The organism is Methanospirillum hungatei JF-1, assembly GCF_000013445.1.
In the GTDB taxonomy this organism is placed as follows: domain Archaea; phylum Halobacteriota; class Methanomicrobia; order Methanomicrobiales; family Methanospirillaceae; genus Methanospirillum; species Methanospirillum hungatei.
The window spans coordinates 1,721,202-1,739,240 of sequence record NC_007796.1 but is presented as its reverse complement, the minus strand read 5'-3'; the positions used below and the strand labels follow the sequence as shown (position 1 = coordinate 1,739,240).

At 43.9% G+C, this 18,039-nt stretch carries 14 protein-coding genes; 8 read left to right on the top strand and 6 right to left on the bottom strand.

What is annotated here, in order from left to right; translation table 11 throughout:
- Positions 1 to 4 precede the first annotated feature (4 nt).
- Together MHUN_RS07905 and MHUN_RS07900 are read left to right on the top strand one after the other, a co-directional pair.
- Entirely contained in the window at positions 5 to 3,367 is a 3,363-nt protein-coding gene (locus MHUN_RS07905) for a hypothetical protein (RefSeq protein WP_011448514.1), read from the top strand.
- 175 nt (positions 3,368 to 3,542) lie between these two features.
- A complete protein-coding gene (locus MHUN_RS07900; RefSeq protein ID WP_011448513.1) occupies positions 3,543 to 7,370 on the top strand; it encodes an AAA domain-containing protein in 3,828 nt (1,275 codons plus the stop codon).
- Positions 7,371 to 7,669: 299 nt separating this feature from the next.
- Here MHUN_RS07900 and MHUN_RS18970 read toward each other — a convergent pair whose 3' ends face one another.
- Complete coding sequence (locus MHUN_RS18970) at positions 7,670 to 7,819, bottom strand: hypothetical protein (RefSeq protein ID WP_158498190.1); 150 nt, start codon at positions 7,817 to 7,819, stop codon at positions 7,670 to 7,672.
- A gap of 412 nt (positions 7,820 to 8,231) precedes the next feature.
- Here MHUN_RS18970 and MHUN_RS07895 point away from each other — a divergent pair, with 412 nt between their 5' ends.
- Positions 8,232 to 8,903, top strand: coding sequence for an AlbA family DNA-binding domain-containing protein (locus MHUN_RS07895; protein WP_048067383.1), 672 nt, complete (start codon positions 8,232 to 8,234; stop codon positions 8,901 to 8,903).
- On the top strand, positions 8,900 to 9,658 hold the full coding sequence (locus MHUN_RS07890) for an ATP-binding protein (protein ID WP_048067382.1): 759 nt from the start codon (positions 8,900 to 8,902) through the stop codon (positions 9,656 to 9,658). The genes MHUN_RS07895 and MHUN_RS07890 overlap by 4 nt, the downstream gene beginning before the upstream one ends.
- A 30-nt stretch (positions 9,659 to 9,688) precedes the next feature.
- Here MHUN_RS07890 and MHUN_RS07885 read toward each other — a convergent pair whose 3' ends face one another.
- Positions 9,689 to 9,868 (bottom strand): hypothetical protein, encoded by a 180-nt coding sequence (locus tag MHUN_RS07885; RefSeq protein ID WP_048067381.1) that lies wholly within the window; start codon positions 9,866 to 9,868, stop codon positions 9,689 to 9,691.
- 10 nt (positions 9,869 to 9,878) lie between these two features.
- Positions 9,879 to 10,904 carry a tetratricopeptide repeat protein gene (locus MHUN_RS07880; RefSeq protein ID WP_011448512.1) on the bottom strand — a complete coding sequence of 342 codons (1,026 nt, stop codon included), beginning with the start codon at positions 10,902 to 10,904 and terminating at the stop codon, positions 9,879 to 9,881.
- Positions 10,905 to 11,131: 227 nt separating this feature from the next.
- On the opposite strand from MHUN_RS07880, the gene MHUN_RS18235 reads away from it, so the two are divergent.
- On the top strand, positions 11,132 to 11,245 hold the full coding sequence (locus tag MHUN_RS18235) for a nucleotidyltransferase domain-containing protein (protein ID WP_083758507.1): 114 nt from the start codon (positions 11,132 to 11,134) through the stop codon (positions 11,243 to 11,245).
- Here the strand turns inward: MHUN_RS18235 and MHUN_RS07875 are convergent.
- The 3 genes from MHUN_RS07875 to MHUN_RS07865 form a co-directional block, all read right to left on the bottom strand.
- Complete coding sequence (locus MHUN_RS07875) at positions 11,234 to 11,812, bottom strand: HD domain-containing protein (protein ID WP_239441595.1); 579 nt, start codon at positions 11,810 to 11,812, stop codon at positions 11,234 to 11,236. The two genes, MHUN_RS18235 and MHUN_RS07875, sit on opposite strands and share 12 nt — an antisense overlap.
- A gap of 17 nt (positions 11,813 to 11,829) precedes the next feature.
- The gene (locus MHUN_RS07870) at positions 11,830 to 12,384 is read right to left on the bottom strand and encodes a class I SAM-dependent methyltransferase (protein ID WP_011448510.1); all 555 of its coding nucleotides are present in this window, start codon (positions 12,382 to 12,384) and stop codon (positions 11,830 to 11,832) included.
- 101 nt (positions 12,385 to 12,485) lie between these two features.
- Positions 12,486 to 12,785, bottom strand: a complete 300-nt coding sequence (locus tag MHUN_RS07865) for a hypothetical protein (RefSeq protein WP_011448509.1) — start codon at positions 12,783 to 12,785, stop codon at positions 12,486 to 12,488.
- Between the two features lie 142 nt (positions 12,786 to 12,927).
- Here MHUN_RS07865 and MHUN_RS07860 point away from each other — a divergent pair, with 142 nt between their 5' ends.
- Genes MHUN_RS07860 through MHUN_RS17500 form a run of 3 tightly spaced genes read left to right on the top strand, consistent with a single transcriptional unit; the run spans position 12,928 to position 17,953 of the window.
- Positions 12,928 to 13,716, top strand: a complete 789-nt coding sequence (locus MHUN_RS07860; RefSeq protein ID WP_011448508.1) for a PP2C family protein-serine/threonine phosphatase — start codon at positions 12,928 to 12,930, stop codon at positions 13,714 to 13,716.
- On the top strand, positions 13,716 to 15,326 hold the full coding sequence (locus tag MHUN_RS07855; RefSeq protein WP_011448507.1) for a hypothetical protein: 1,611 nt from the start codon (positions 13,716 to 13,718) through the stop codon (positions 15,324 to 15,326). Before MHUN_RS07860 ends, MHUN_RS07855 begins: the two co-directional genes overlap by 1 nt.
- 38 nt (positions 15,327 to 15,364) lie before the next feature.
- On the top strand, positions 15,365 to 17,953 hold the full coding sequence (locus tag MHUN_RS17500) for a protein kinase domain-containing protein (RefSeq protein WP_011448506.1): 2,589 nt from the start codon (positions 15,365 to 15,367) through the stop codon (positions 17,951 to 17,953).
- The last annotated feature ends 86 nt before the right edge of the window (positions 17,954 to 18,039 follow it).

The window sequence follows — 18,039 nt, the reverse complement described above, 5'->3', positions numbered from 1 at the left end:
ATATATGGCATTTTTCAATCTATCTCCAGAAAATATTGCATCTTTGCATTACATCACACAGGGTAGGGATCAAATCAAGGTATTATCTGGAAGGAATGACCAACTATCTGACACATCTCTTGATATAATCGAATCTATTTTACAAAAACAAATAAACATCATTGTAGGTCAAGGTCCATTAAATATTACTCCATTAGTCTCTATATTATATGCAATAAATGAAAAAAAAGATGTAATAGTTTTAATCCCTCCATTATCCTTCCAAGATCAATATAAAAATTATCAAAAAATATTTTTTTCGCTTCTATTTACAAAATATATCAACAACAATATTGAAACACACCCTTTCTTCTTATTTGAACAAGATATCCTTTTTTGTAAAGGTGAGTTAGATGTTGAAGGTAGTAATATTAAGGAATTTATAATTGAAACTTCGCCGGTTCATGGTAAAAATAATTTTAAAAATGAATATAAGCAATACCTTGAAAATAAACTAAAAAGTAGAAAAGATACATCTAGAAAAATTGCAGTTATTCCATCTTTTTATTCCATTCCAGCTGGAATTATAAATAATTCGAATATTACATTTGAACAAAGCGCTTATAATATTGAAAAATTGTCACCAGGACTCATAATTATTGAATCAATTAATGAACGACCTTTTGACCCTGACGCATTATTCTATTTAATAGAACAAACGAAAAACCAAAATATAAAATTAGTTTTACATTTTTCATGGCCATATGTTCCGAAACTTCAAAGTTTTCTTAATAAGATATCTGAATTTTCTGAATTAGATATTGCAGTATATCATTTTGGAAAAGTATTTTGTAAGAAAATATCTAATCAAATTCAAAAACCCCGTAATGACTGTGTCAATTTATCATTTGAAGGAGAATTATGGGATGATGTATATTATCCATCAAATAATCTCTTAAAAAATTTATCGATAATTTTCCCTAATAACACTTATCCTCGGAAATTAGAGAATCAATTGGATTATTTACACAATGGCACAATGCAATTTTATGATTCCCTAAGAATTATCAGAAGAAATTTTTCTGAAGATCTTATTGCTAAAACTTCATATTTAAGAAATATTATTAAATTCCCCCCGATTATTGATTCTTTTCTATCTCCAAGTGAAACATTACTATTTTCTCATACATCTAATAATTATAGGTTTTTACCATTGAATTTAGTAATTGAATCATTACCAAATCAAAATTCATCAATCATTCAATCATTTTTTGATATTATCTATGATCTTGATAAAGCCCGTGATATAAAAAATGAATTACTCAATCTCCCAACGTGCAAATCAATAAGGAAAAAAACTCTACTCCAATCATTTCTATTAAATTTAATATCTACGGACATTAAGGAGTATTTTGATATTTCTAGAGGAAATTTCAGAGAATCAAACACAGAGGAATTTATTCTTTCTAATTTTAATTCTAAATGTGGAACCAATAAGGCGATTGCAAATACAATTCGAGTGTTATTCGAGGCATTAGAAACCATTGTCTTTTTTATTCATAATATTAGTATAGAAGAAAACGAAGAAGAAGTATGGTTAACAATTAATGAAAATCCCGTTCTGTTAGCAAAAAATAAAAAAATTAATTTAAAATCATCCAATACAATAAATGACCTACTAAATAGATATTCTCCCTTTTTCTTACAATCAGATTTGAATATTGAAGATGGTAATGTCTATTTAAAAATATTTCTTCCAATTAACAGTGGATTTAATTGTATTTCTGGATCCCTTGGATTTGAATGTTTCAATGATGTATCCGTAATAAAGATTGAACTATTACGACTTGTATTTTACAAAGATGGTGTAATGGAGATAAATAGTGTTCATAAGATCAATACGAATTTTGGAACACAAAATGATACCAAAGTGGAAATAATTCTCGTTGGAAATAACCAAAAGAAGATCAAGACATTAACCTATAAATTTGAAATACAATCGCTAGAAAATCTTTCAAAACTACCTCCAAAAAAGGCAAAGACTAAAAATATTCTTTTCCCTGGACCCTTACCGTTTTTTAAGATGGAGGGCGATCAACTTGTTCTAGGTGAATACTTCGATATATTTTTACTTCCTTTTAAAAAGATTCTTTTTTTCTGTTACCCTGGTTTCAATGGGCATTTACTATTAACACAGATCAAAGTATGCAATGATTTGTTGTCATCATCGAATTCACCAATTAGTAATTCTGATTTGAAACGATCAATCACATACAACAAATTCGTTAATAGGATACCAATTCCAGCCATTGAGTCAGATATTAGCGACAATATTTCTGATGTGGAAATATCTCCATTAAATAGCGCCATCAAAGCCGAATATGGCAAATTGAGTTCAGATTCTGACACTCAAAATGAAGATTTTAAAACATTGAGCAATATTTGGAAAGAATTGGAGAAAAAACCAGTCCAACCTACAAAATCTACATATATTCATAATAATTCATCCGGACACAATCAGGAAATTAATAAAATATCCATAAATGTTGAATTCTCAAATGGAGTAATAGAAAAAATCTACTTTAAAGAAAGAACCCTCATTAGAAAAAAGGGATTGAATGATGAATTGGATTTAGTTCCTATCGAAGATCTCATTCCAGGAGACCAAATATTTTATATTGGAACGGAAGAAAAAGAAACTGTTGATAATTACCTGTTAAATGATTTTTTTTCCGAAAGGGATTCTTCCTTGGAGAGAATTTTAGAGCCCTTAACAGCATTAAGCACCTTTTATACTGTAATATCAAATATTCCTGTTGACACTGAATCAGATCCTGAATATTTATATAATAAGTCGAATATGGGGCGGTTACATTGGCTAAATGAGGATGAACGGTATGTATTATTTAGTTTGGCATATTTACTAACGAATTACGATTTGACAGGTGAAGATATTCTCCTTGATTACTCACAATCAGATTCTTTTATTTGGAGAGATTTAATCAATCCTCAAGATCTTAATAATATTTTTAATCATGGGCAAATAGGTTTAAGTCAAGAAAAGTTATGGGAAATTGCACGACTAATGGGTTTTTCCTTAGTAAAAGAAACTTTTAAGGGGTTATTCAACTACTCTAAAGATTATATGCATTATTATTTTCGAAATCCAGAAGACTTGAAAGTTATTGGTCAATTATTAGGGCATCAGGAGATTATTGATAATTATGAAGAAATAAATCAAATTGGTAAAGAAGCAACTCGAGTTTTAGTAATAATTGGCCATTCAATATCTCGAGTAGCACGAGGCAATCCTGATTTATTTAACGAAATGGATTTAAAAATTTCAAACCTATTACGATTTGGAACGGTTATTAATATGAATAATTAAATTAGGGCTGAAATTTACTTCTATATGGACTGACCTTCATCCATCACCCCATTCTCCCACAATCCAGGACACTCAATAAGACCGTTCCATCCCATTCCCTCCCCCCTTCAAGACCAACCGAATAATAAAATAATAACATATATCCCTCACCCCCTCCGATTATCTCCTATCCCAAATGACTAAGTATAATTTATCCCCATCACTCATCGCCCGATACTACTACTTCGGCTGTGATCGCCATCTCCGGTACAACGCCTCACCAGTCGAAGAACGAACACGGATACACATCCCCGAATCCAAATTCCAGCAAAGCCTTGCCCTTGCCGCCATACTCCAGTCAGGATTTGAATGGGAAGAAGAGGTCATCACAAACCGGATCACCGGGAAGATCCACATCGCAGACCGGGACGGACCACTCCATAAACGGACCCATACCCTCGATGAAACCCTGTCAATTCTCAAAACGATGAAACCGGGAGAGTATCTCTACCAGCCGACCATCGTCATGCCACAGTCACTCATCAAAGAACTTGGCATCGATACAGAGAAGTTCGCATTCCCCCCATGCAGGCCCGATCTCCTCTTCATGGCAGAGATAGACGGAAAACCCACCCTCCAGGTCATTGACGTAAAGGCCAGCGATGCATTGAAACAGAGCCACCAGATCCAGATCGCCCTCTATGCCCTCATCCTTGAGGCCATCGCAGAAAAGGAGCACCTCCCCTTCACCGTCGATCTCACCCGGGGATTTGTCTGGCTCTACAACACCGATGCACCGGAGATCTTTGAATTATCCCACTCGCTCAGCATCGTCCGTGAATTTCTCCGGTTTAACCTTGAAACAATCTTCACCGATGACATCGAATCCGTCTTCTGGCACCTCAACTTCCGGTGTGAATGGTGTGAGTTCTACGAAAACTGCCGGGAAGAAGCAGAACGGACACACTCCGTCTCCCTCATCCCGTACCTCTCCACCCCGGCCAGGATGTACCTCAGGGAGGCTGAATGGGGCGGAGAACCCATCAACACCATCCCCGAACTCCGGGAGTTCCTGAAAGACCCCGCATCGGAAGACATCTTAAACAGCTGTGGCTCCCTTCGCAATAACCGAAAGCGGCTCATGCATACCGTCAAGTCACTTGAAGAAGGAGCACTCGTATCCCATGGGGGATCGACCATCGCTCTCCCGGTCAGTGAGGGGATCCGGTTCTTCCTCACCTTACAGGAGGACCCGGTGTCGGGAAGGCTGGCCGTGCTGGGATACCGGTGGACGGCATATGATAAAGAGGTCCTGGGAAACAATGTCGGAACCTTCGTCAGTATCGCCAGGAACGCAGACGACTGCCTCCATGCACAGACAGAGTTCCTTCAGAATGTATTCTCTACCCTGAAACAGGTAGCGGATTACAATTACGGAAAAGAGTGGGCCAGGCAGGTCAGTGTGCAGGTGTATGTCTTTGACGGATTTGAACTCACCCTCTTTAACCGGCTCCTCTTCGACAGCCTGAAAGTCCCTGACCTCGCACCACTGGCATTACACCTCCTCTTCCATTTCCAGGAGACCGTATTATCCACCGCAGATAAACAACCGGCCAACGAGGTGGTATACCCGATAATTGTCCTCTCAAAGGTCATCCGCGAACTCCTGGCAGTACCGGTCCATATCACCTACAGACTCCCGGACATCCTCAAAAATCTCCCCTCACCCGGATTTGACTTTCAAATCACTCCAAGTAAATTCTTCTGGTTCAACCTCAGCAACATCATGAAGAGCGATCCCCTCTTCAAATACTGGAAGACCGGGGATGAGAAGGATAGAGACGCCATCCGCAACGAAGTGAACCGGAGACTGACCGGAACGGGTTCCATCCTGGGAGGGATCCGGGACCAGGTGAAAGACCGGCTCTTTGCCTATCCACAGCGATTCAGTTTCCCGTCACAGGCAAACTTCCGCAACACAGAACTCTCACAGATCGGGTTCATCGTCAGGTATGAATCATTCATGGGAGCCATGGCCATCAGGGAAGAACGGTGCCTCCCCATGAGTGAACGGATCGAGCATGGGAGTGCAATCCCGCTCACCTACCGGTATGAGACGATGGACGGAGCACATGTCTTTGAACTGGACTCCCCCCTTGATGAAGGATTATTCGAGAGCAACAGTTATTCCTTCCGGGCAATCCTCACCGATACCAGTGAAGAAGGGAATATTCAACAGATGAAGATGAACGATTACCAAAGCCGGAATCGCCCCTATCTCCCAAACCATCTGCCGGCACTCATGTCAGCAAGCGACGTATCCCCCTTTACCGTCGATGATGAGGGAAATATCCGTGAGATAATCATGAACATCGCGTATAAATCCTGCCATACGCCCTTTGAAGATGGGGAGAAAGCAATCCTCCATCCCCGGTTCATGGATTACAACTCCGATAAGATCTTCAAACAACTCATCGAGATAGATCAAAAGGAGGATTCACTCTTTCTCCAGCTCCTCAGGGACCCGGCCGGGTTCTCATCCCCTCTATCCCCCGATGCGAAGATCACATCAAAAGCCCTCGAATATATCAGATCAGCGGATTTCATGCCAAGTAAGGAGAAGGCGTTCGACACCGTCCTCACCCGGAGAATGACCCTCATCTGGGGACCGCCTGGGACCGGCAAGACCCATTTCCTCGCAAAGTCCGTCGTTGCTCTCCTTCAGGCATACAAAAGTGCCGGGAAACGATTCCGGATCCTGGTCACCGCATTCACCCACACCGCGATTGAAAACCTGCTCTGGGAAATACGCGACAACCTCACCGATGCCGGCCTCAGCGATGACGTACTCCTTGGGAAACTGGACCGGCTGACTGAACAGAGTCAGGACGGGTTTGATCTCATCGACAGTCAGGGACTTGCAGCATCAAGCTCCACCGAGCCATACCTCATCCTTGGAGGTACGGTATATGCCATCAAGAAATATGAGACCAACCTTGGACAGTTTGACATGCTGGTCGTCGATGAGACAAGTCAGATGAAGTTCGGTGAGTTCTCACTGGTCATCGGTATCCTCAAAACCGATGGCAGGCTGGTTCTTGCCGGTGACGATATGCAGTTACCCCCGTTGATTCAGGGTGAGTACCCCGAGCCGGATGACGGACTCCCCGGCCTGTATGACTCCGTCTTCTCCTATCTCCGGTACCGGGATAGCGGGAATGTCTATACCTGCCAGCTCCTCGAAAACTTCCGGATGAACACAACCCTCTCCCGCTTCCCGGCTGAAACCCTCTATGGAAATGGATACATCCCGGCAACCGCGAAGATTGCAGGGAGGAAGTTACTCATCACCGACCCATGTGACGCAGCGGATGATGAGGGATCAGAATTCCTGAAATGGGCCCTGGACCCGGACTATCCCCTCGTCCTCTGCATCGTTGATAATGTCCGTGCAACGGTGGATAACATGGTCGAGGCAGACCTCACCGCACGACTCGCCTGTTATTTGAAAAAGTGCATGATTAATCACAAAACCAATGAGACCTTCCCGGATACGTTAAAAGGGCATAAACAGTTCTGGGGAAGCGGGCTTTTTATCGTCTGTCCCCATCATGCACAGATCCGGCTTATCAGAAAACTCCTGAATAAATCAATGACCTGGCATCATCCACCCTTTGTTGATACCGTGGATAAGATGCAGGGCCAGGAGAGTCAGGCAGTGATCGCAAGTTACGGAGTGTCGGATATCGAAACCGCAATGTCAGAAGCGAACTTCATCTACTCGTTAAACCGGTTGAATGTAACCGTGACCAGGGCGAAGACGAAATGTATCCTCTTCATCTCACGGCCACTCCTGGATCAGTCATATGAACTCCTGAAAAATAAGTATGCAATGGCCGGGCTGAATCATATGTTCAATCTCCGACGGTTTTGTGAACGGAACGGGGATGAGAGAGTCTTCCCGGCCCTGTTTGCAGAAGGCGGAGAGAAGGCAGAGATCACGGTGTATAGAGGAAGGGTGTAGAGATACCCCATTTCTCTCGAAACCTTGTATTCCGGTAAATGCGTACCGATACCAAAAATTAAATCACAAAATAGCCCGAATCCAAGAGAGTGTCACCGGAATAACAATCAATATCTCATTACCTATCGGGAACTATCGATATCACCTTGGTTTTCCATATCGATCTGTATCATTGGTAACTGCCAGGGTACCGACAATCCTTCATTCTTATTATGATAATGAGATAAAGTGAGTAAGTCCTCCCTGAAAGAATGAGGCTGCCGGATGGTGGATGGAACAAGTAAGAGAGGGTTCACGATTTATTTTATTCGCCCATTAAAATAATCCAGTGCGATAACTGTTTTATGCTGAATATCTACCGAACTACTCCCGACATCTTCATTCTCCAAAGCCCCAACCCAGGAGAACCGGCATGGAGGTTTTTCCTTCATCTCTTCTTCAGCGGTCACAATTGCTTCAATATATGAAATGATCTACCTCTGGGCAGGTTCCGGTAGTCTCCGAAGGGTAGATTCAACCTCTTCAATCGCGATCATATCTCCTCCCTGTGAGATTTGTGTATATAAGTGATGATTTCCCCTTTGATAAAAATATCTTAAGATAAATGTAGCTAATTCAATCCCATACAAATCACGAATAAATCAGACAGATTGCAGGGTATTTTGGATCATAATGCTAATACTAAAAGTCCTATGGCTCAGGTATGAGATCGCTGTACGGGTATAAAAGAACATATATTCTATCACTCCCAGAGTATATTGAATCGTTTGAACATATCAGCAATATGGAGCATTGGATATCAGAAGCCCATATTGCCAGTCTGCTTCGAGGAATGATCCATACCAATCATATCTGACCCCTATGACATCACCCCAATGTAGTAGTAATTTAGAAGAGTCAGAAACCATTGAACTAAAAACCGGGTTATCTGAACTCGAAGATGCAATCATAGACATTTGTGCCTTACTCAACCACCGTGGGGGAGCAGTATACTTCGGAGTCAGACCGAATGGTGAAATCGCTGGTCTTACTATCACAGATACCACATTTAGAAAAGTTAACCAAAAAATTCGTGCCAGAATAAAACCAGAAATATCGTTATCCCTTACTTCAGAATCATATCATGGAAAATCATTTCTTATAGTGACAGTACCTGAAGGAACTAATAAGCCGTATTTCGCTGACGGACAGCCATATGTTCGTTCAGGAACGGAAAGCATCAGAATGCCTGTTGATGAACTCAAACCATCATCAGACAGGAGGATGAATATCACTGGGATAATCTGCCCTGTTCAGGAGCGACCTTCGCAGATATTGATCCCAAATCTGTTTCCAGATTTCTTCAGGTTTTACAGGAGGGGAGAAGAACAGCGATTGACACTACAATTTCCTCTGAAAATGCATTGGAGCGATTACAGCTTATCTCTCAGGGAAGACCTACCAATACCGCAATTTTACTGTTTGGTGAAACCCCTCAGCGTTTTATTCAACAAAGTGAGGTCAGAGCAGGACGATTTAAGGGATGTGATATGAGTCAGGGGTTCCTTGACATGGCTGAACCAATTCAGGGAACACTTCTTGAACAGATAACAGCCTCTGAAAACTTTATCCGGAAGCATATCAACAGGAAAGTCACAGTCGGACCTGATTCTTTTAAACGTGTTGAAGAGTGGGATTATCCTCTTGAAGCTCTTCGCGAAGCGGTAACGAATGCCCTTTGTCACCGTGATTATAGTTCATCTGCTAACGTACAAATCCGTATTTTTGATGATCGGATTGAAATTTGGAATCCGGGCACATTGCCTCCAGGAGTTACTGTCGAATCACTCAAAGGAGAACATTTGTCACGTCCAAAAAATAAAAATATCGCTCGGTTATTATACCTGGCGAAAATGATTGAGCAATGGGGAACAGGTACTTCCACCATGGTTTCAACGTGTTTGAAATATGGACTTGAAGAACCCGAATTTATCGATTCAGGCATTGATTTCAGGGTGATAATCAGGAAAAGTGATGATTCATCCATATCAGCGGTATTATCTTTATTGAATAATCGCCAGAAAGCAGCATTCCATTATCTTCTGGAGGAAAATTCACATCTGAATTCAACCGAATACGCTTCATTATTTACATGTACCGATAGAACTGCCAGAAACGATTTAAAGAAAATGATTGAAATGGGAGTATTACTAAGAACTGGAGAGAGTAAACGTACACAATATTCACTTCCGGATCATTTCCGGATCATTTCCGGAAATTTCCGGAAATTTCCAAAGACCGACGGGTGAAGATATCTTTGATTTTCCGCTCATTTTTAATTAATCGCATAATTCACTCATTTTCAGATCCACATCAATTTTTCCGGAAATGGATCCGGATCCGCACAATCCATCGGAGGACCATTCTGGATCCGTTTCTTTGTAGTTACATTCAAAAGCAATAATTACAACGAAAAATATTTTTCCAAAAATAAGCCGATTTAATCCAATCCAACCCATATCACGAATACTATCCCAATCTCCCCTCCCACCACCTCCAGGCCCTCTGGCAATCCTCCCTATCCCCGTCATCCCAGCCATCCTCATACGCCGGATCATCCCATTTCACCCCAAACCGGAAAACATCCAGGACCTCCAGAGTATCCGGGTCATGGGCATATACGAAATCAATACTCTGACAAAGCAGATATCGATGTCCACTCCGGCACAGAACCTCACACCAGATATTATCCGGACAAAGGACCTCATATCCACCCACCTCATAATTCTCTGCATAGGCCGGAAACTCCGGTGAATGCTCGAGCTGTCCATGGGCCATCACCCCGTCAGGGGTAAAGTACACAAGACTCCTGGTCTCATACCGGGGATCATCCTTCTCTATACCCTCAACCTCCCCATCATCATCCGGCCCGTCATACATCTCAACCTCATCCGGATCATACTCCACCAGGTCCTCATCATCCACCTCATCCACGACAAACGTCATAAAGCACAGCCCCTCATGGGAATACACATACGCCGTCACCCGGGTCATCTGCCCTTCTTCACAGGTATAGACAACACACTGACCTTTGAACGTACATGACTTCAGCAGTTCACGCCGATTGATATACGCACCGGCATCCAGGGGATGAAGTTTCAATACATGATCAAACCCGGCAATCGCTTCAGGAACCCTCCCCAATTCCATCAGCGTGTAGGCCTTGTTATACCATATCTCATGATTATCCGGAATAACCTGCAGTGCCCGGTCATATAACCGGAGTGCATCCTCATGAAACCCAAGAGCAGTAAGACAGATCCCGGCGGAGAGGTACGGACCATGAAAGGCCGGATCCAGCTCTATCGCTTTCTCGAAATACGGGAGTGCTGCCACATAATCTTCTTCATTGAGATAGGTCGTTGCATAGTTACACCATACCGATGCATCATCCGGTACATCATCGATGACATCTCTGAACACGGCTCTTGCCTCCTCCATCTTCCCTTCCCTGGCAAGCCGGATCCCTCGTTGTATCTGTGTTTCCTGTTCCATGGTTTATCCTCCGTTCTCTCCCCTGCACGATTCCTGGAGATTGAGTGGGGGATTTTCGTGAGTAGTCACTACGTGAATGAATCGAAGCGGTGCAGGGGATGATACAAAGGTCGACGGGAAAATAATTGAATATGCTCTTGTGAGTGAATTGAGCATTATGAACAACGACAATTTTCGATTATATAATCCGATATTACCCAAATCTGAATTGAAACGAATTACTTTTCATCGATATTCCAAGAAAATATGGGGTAAAGAGGATAGGTCTCTTTGGTTCATATGCCCGGGGTGAGGAACATCCTGGGAGTGACATCGATATTCTGATGGAATTAATAATCTAACCCGACCCTTTTCTCCATCTCCCTCTCGTCTTCCAGTGCCTGAACAAATGCCACTAAGAATCTATGCCTCCGTTCAGCCATCTCCTTCCCGGTCCGGGTGTAGATCACATCCGACAACCGGAGCAATTTCTCATGCATATGATCAAGCCCGTCCCTTATATCCCCACCATGTTCCCCGGCTGAAATAAACGTCCGGGCAATCCCCACGGCCCCCATGGCATCCAGTTTATCTGCGTCAGAGAGGATCTTTGCCTCCAATGTCTCCGGAACAGGAGCAGTGCTGAACCGGTGGGCTTTGATAGCATGGACAATTCGGGAGATCCGCTCCTCTCCATATGATATTCCGGTCAGGTACTCCTCAGCCATCTCTGCCCCTTTCACTTCATGGGGAATCCCTTTCTTCTCCAGTGGCCGGGCAATGTCATGAAATATCGCAGCGGGAATCAGGATATCCATCTCTGCCTGCTCCGCTTTTCCGATTATGTGACACAGGGATACCACCCGGAGGGTATGGTCAAACCCATGGGATCCCGGCTCATCAAGGGCTTGCTTAACGAAATTTTTCATCTCGCAAAATAGTTCGATCATGGCTTTTTCAATAGAACCTGATGTTCAAACAGGCTGTGTTGCTCTCTCATAATCAGAAACCCGGCAGCCTGTGCCTCCATCATCTCCTGGCTGAACTCCTCCGTTTTGACATGCCCTTTCGGTTCACTCACCAGAAAGATACCGCCCGGTTTTAGACAATCAAACACCTCTGCAAACAATGTTCGGGGAGAGGGGACTTCGTGGACCATGTGAAAGCCAATTGCAAAGTCAACGAATCCGGACTCATTGAGATGAAGCGTTTCTGATGCCGTCTTATGCAGGATCACCCGGTCAATAAGCCCCTTTCGAATCATCTTTTCCTTCGTCAGATCCAGCATTTCAGGTTGAAGATCTGCAGCAATGACCGTCCCCTCCGGTCCAACAAGTCCGGCCATGACACCGGTAAAAAACCCCGGACCACATCCGACATCAAGGACCGTCATCCCTGGTCTGACATGGGACCTGAGCAGCCGGTTCGGTCTTATGAGAAGCGATCTCAGTGGATTGTCAAGCATCCAGGCACGTTCTGCCGGACACACTGAATGAGCCATACCTATAGGTTTCTATCTGACCGATATCAAACCGCAAGAAAAAAAGCCAAGAACCGGAGTGACAGGGACCGTGATCTAACGGCTCCGGAAGAAAAAATCGGTTAATCTATCTCAAGATCGACTTCAATACCGCCAATGACTCCAAGGGCCAGATTATAGACAAAAGCAACGATTGCCCCGCCAATAAACCCAAAGATTGCTCCGATGATGATCATCACAATAAGAGCCGCAATACCGGTACCGACTCCCATACCGACGTCCCCGGCAAGTCCCATGGCACTTCCCATCCCAAGGGCCATAACAATACCCATGAGAAATCCATAAATAACTCCGATGACTGCACTGAACTTTGCTACACTCAGCACCCCAAGACGCTTGATAACAGTTTCCTTGATGACCATATCCTCACCGACAAAACATGCTCCTTTCTCCTATATTAATGGTTTGTGGGTATGCTCGTTTAACCTGCACATTCTCCGGTATATGATACGCAGGAGATCAGAGTAGGGTATATCTCTTTCAAGCACGATGGTCATATAGGTTATGAATAAAACGAAACAACGGGTTGAAGCATTCTTTTTCACCAACAAAGGCGGGGTCAGATCCAATAACGAAGACGGACTGGTCATTCCGGGAACACTGATATCAGATCTCTCCATGAAAATCCCCGAGTCTTACAGCGGAGAGGTCATGAATGCCTTATTCTGTGTTGCAGACGGGATTGGTGGAGAACAGAAAGGAGAGGTGGCAGCCCAGCTGGTTTTAACCTACCTTCAGGATCACTTTACCGAGATAACCGATGAAGAGAGTTTTAACTCGGTTGTCTATGCTGCAAAAGAACAGCTGGAGGCGTATGTTGAGAAAAATCCTGAAGCATCAAATCTCGGCTGTACCCTTGCCGGAGTCATCATCCAGGAAGAAAAAGCCCATGTATTCAACATTGGAGACTGCCGGGTCTACCGGATAAACGGGAAATTCTTCGAACGGATAACCAAAGATCACTCCGTCGTCCAGCACCTTCTTGAAGAGGGAGTAATCACTGAGGATGAGATGAGGTATCACCCACGGAAAAATATTGTCACCTCATCCATATCCGGTGACGGGATAAAGGACTCAGTTCATATCTGGTTCAAGACCATCGGCCTTCGTGACCAGGATCAGTTCTTCATCTGCTCTGATGGGATTTGGGAATGTTTCTCACAGGATGAACTGGAGATGATCCTTCAGAAACATCCGGGGTATGCCTTCCTCGATAAAGTGCTCGTCGCGTCCCTGGCACGTCAGTCACAGGATAATGTAACGGCAATTCTTCTCTCAACCAGTCTGTCATAATGAGTTCTCTGATCGTTGTAGAAATTGCTCTTGCACGTTCTGATGATGACGTTGCAGGCCAGTCAATTGAATGGATAAAAAAGCGAATCCATTCTCTTTTATCTAGTGCAGAAAGACGGTTTGATACCCTGACAAACAAGAATGAGCGGGTTATTAAACTGCATGAAGAACTCACAGAAATTGCTGAGCAAATCCTGACCCCAGATTATCCGGCTTGGAAATCTCCTGAATCCTCCAGAAAGACGATGGAGTTATTCTTCCGGAAAGCTGACCGGTTCAGAATTGTGCTCATCCAGCTTCTTCTTGAAGAAAATGAGATGCGACTTCTGGAAGAGGTGTATATACAGAAGATAGAAAACCTCCTCGACCGACTGGTATCTGAATCCTTCATCAGTGCTGAAAACCCTGCATACCTGGAATACAGACGGTCAGTTGAGAATCTCTCCAATGTCGCGGTTCAGTCTGAACGGATAAACTCGTATAAGACACTCATATCTGATATTGCAACCAGGTATTATACCTGTAGATATACTCTTCTCTCACTCAATAACCGGATTGCCGAGCTGAAAAAAGAGGCCTCATCTCTTGAACTGAAGAATGTATCTCTTCAGGATCTGGAGATCTTGCATTCATTACAGGGCCAGATCTCTTCCCTTTCTGAAATTTCGGATATCGAGGCCCGAAAAGAGAAACTGAAGAGTCTTGAAGAACAGCTTTCAGCCCTTGACCACCGGGTGTCTGGCATTGAACACACCACCCTTGGAGGGATTCCCCATGAGGAACCTGATAGTGAGGAGGTAAAGGCGAAGATTGCGCATGATGTGTCATTGGAACTCCTGACCATGGAAGCGGAATTTTTTCACGGGCGCATTGGGTTCTTTGATTATGATGAGACGGAGAGTTCAGATTACGAACCGGTTGCAAAAGAGACAACTCCTGAACGGCTTGCCCTGCAAAGGGAGAACCTGCAACTGGAATACGGACTTTTAAAAGAGAAGATCCCTGAGAAGACAGTTATCAGGGAGGACCTTGAAGAGATAATCCAGACCCTCTCTCTGGACCCTGATGCCGGGGCCCTTTTGGACGCTGCCATGATCCTGTATCATGACCCCTTCCCTGAGCTTCGTGAACTGTCGGTTATCAGGAGGCAGTATGATGCATATTACCTTCAAAAAAAGAGCAAATCCCTCTCTGACAAGCAGTGGGGAACGGTCATTCAGAGTATTCTTGAGGCTATGAAAGGACGGGGATACCGGGTCAAGTCACGGAAGATGACTAACCTACGTGATTCGTTCCGGAGGGGGAGTATTGAGGTCTTTTCTCCGGTATCTCATTACTCGATCATGATCTCCATCAATCCGCTGGATGAACTGGTATTCAGACTGGTCAGGATTGTCGATGGTCTTGATATTGATGAACTGGACCCTGACCAGATTCAGAAGGATGATGCACATGCATCAGCGGTCTGGAGTCGTGATTATGCAATCCTGCAGGATGAATTAAAAAAAGAACATATCCTTTTTATTGAGCGTTTAAAGAAAAATCCGGATGAAGTGCCCATTCAGCAGCTTACCCGGTTTGACATCCTGACTGATGAGCATATATCTTAATTCTATAAACTCCCTATACATGGTATCCGGAGCCATGTATGATACCGGAAGATGTTGACAGTCCGGAGAAGAGGGGCAGAACTTTACGGGACGGGCTGTCAGCACAGTTTGAACCTTCCCATCAGGCAGAACCTGATATCGCCGGGTCTGAATCCCAGCGGTATTTCAGAACATACCGGATCATGAAACAGTTTCCGGCAACCGGTGGGGAAGCTGATATCTGGCTTATCCAAAAAGATCGGGTCTATTATATCTTGAAACATTACCGGCTCGGAATTGAACCAAAAATTGACGTGCTGGATCAGGTCAGTCATATCTCATTACGGAACCCGAAGAATCTTATCAAGATCATCGATTACGGTTTTGACGAGGATTCAGAACGGTGGTATGAGATCCTGGAATATGCAAGGTATGGATCACTTCGCGATCTGGTCCAGAAACAGTCCATCAATAACAACACCTTTAAGGCCATCATTGAAGAGATAGCATTCGGCCTTGACACCCTGCATAAAAATAATGTCCTGCACCTGGACTTAAAACCATCAAATATTCTGATCCGTGAGCTCAGACCACTTAACCTTATCCTCACCGATTTTGGTATCTCAACATTACTCGACAGCGAACTGTCCCGGCATATCACTACGACGAAGGGAACCCCCATGTACTGGGCCCCGGAGCAGCTTGGAAATGTGGTCGGGAGGGAGTCGGATTACTGGGCTCTTGGTGTCATCGCTCTTGAGCTGACTGAAAAGAAGCATCCATTCGACGGACTAAATCATAATCTCATCCTCTCAACGCTGGCTTCGCGGGGCATTATTCTCTCTGAGCAGATAAATCCCGATCGCCTCATTCTGCTCAAAGGACTTTTGACCAGGAATCCCAAGAAGAGGTGGGGGAAACGGGAGGTTTCGCTCTGGCTGTCAGGGAAACGGAATATCCCGGTCTATTATGAGGAAGAGCATACCGGCAGGATGGGCATCTCAAAGCCATATGAGTTTCATGATGAGAATTACTACAGCCTCCATGACCTGATGTATGCCTTTATCGGTGACCCGGTCTCCTGGGAGGATGCAAAGCGGCATATCGGCCGGGGATACCTGCTCAGATGGCTTGAGGCGACCGAACAGTACAATAAGGCGGTCACCATCTCCAAGTACATTGAAACGTATCCGAACGAGGATGAACGGCTCCTCTACATCGCAGCAGAACTGAACCGGGACATTCCCTTTACCCTGTTTGGAAAAGTCATTGATATCACGAATATTGTCTGGTTTTTAGGCAGGTCTCTGAACAGAGAACAGGATGAGAATGAGGAACGGATTATCATCATGCTCTTCTCCGGTGAGATTGAGGAGATGTACACAAAATTCCTGGAGATAACCAAGCAGGAAGTGAAAAGTATCTTCTTCATGCGGCTCTTTGCATGGATAAAGAGCAACCCGCGGGGAACTAACGAACGAAAACGGCTGTTTCAGTATGCAAAAATTCTTCATGAGCGGGAGCTTGCCGGAATCCCTACCGAATGGAGTGCCAAGTCAGTAATTGCCATCGTCTCCATTTATCAGAATTTCATCAAATTGTCTGCGAAATCAGATGCTGATGAATGTAAGAAGGACATGATAGCTGCGGCAAAACACGCCCTGGCCGCCCAGGTGATTGAGCCTGATCTCCTTGTTGCCCTTGCCTCTGCATTTGAAGAACTGCAGGATGAAAAGTCCGGTAAACTTCTTCTGAAGAAGGCTTACAACCTTGATATCAGGGTTCTTACGCTCCTTTTTAATAAGAGAAAAGGTCTGCCCAGGTTCAGGTTTTACACCGCCCTGACCCGAGAGTATGAAAAGAACCTTATCTCCATCTCGTCTGATCCCTGGAATGAAACTGCAACTTTTTGGAAAGAGAAGTATGTCCAGTATTATCTTGAGGACAACTTCTCCCTTGCTCTCTCAATATCAGAGCGTCTGATTGAGATGGACAAGGCCGGTGCTGTGGGTTGGGCAATGCGGGGAGTGAGTCTTTTTAAACTAAAGCGGAGTCATGAAGCCGGATTTTGCCTGTCACATAAAGTCATTCAGACATCTGATGATCCCTTCATCACCTGGCTTACCGGTGAACATCTGGAGGAGACTGGAAACCCAGCCTTGGCTGAGCAGAAATATCTTCAGGTTCCGATAGTCCATATCGCCCAGCCTGTACCTCAGATCGGTCTTGCGCGGCTGTATTTCAAACAAAAGAGGTACTGGGAGTCAATCGAGATATGTGATAAGATCCTTGCTACATATCCCGGCCTTCCCAAAGCGTTGTTTTACAAGGGGGAGTCTTTGTATGCAATCGAACGAGTCCCTGAAGCATTGCAGTCATTTTTAGATATCTGTAATAATCATCCTGACCATCTGCAAAGTTGTGTCAAGGCGGCACGATGCTATCTGAAACTTGGGGATTATACAGAAGCAGACAAATACATCACCGGGGTTATTGAAAAGGATGAGACGATAATTGAGGCCTTGCGAATCAAAGTTTTCATTCTGTTAAAGCGTGGAGCAAAAGCAGAGGCAAGGCTGTACCTTGATAAGATCCTGGTTATTGACCCTGAGAACGAATGGGCTCAACGGATGCTGGCAATAAAGTAAGGATTTTTTCTGTACACCTTCTTTCTATCCCTGATCCAAGTCTCCCTGGTATGAAGATAATGGATAGAGTATAATAAGCTTCAAAT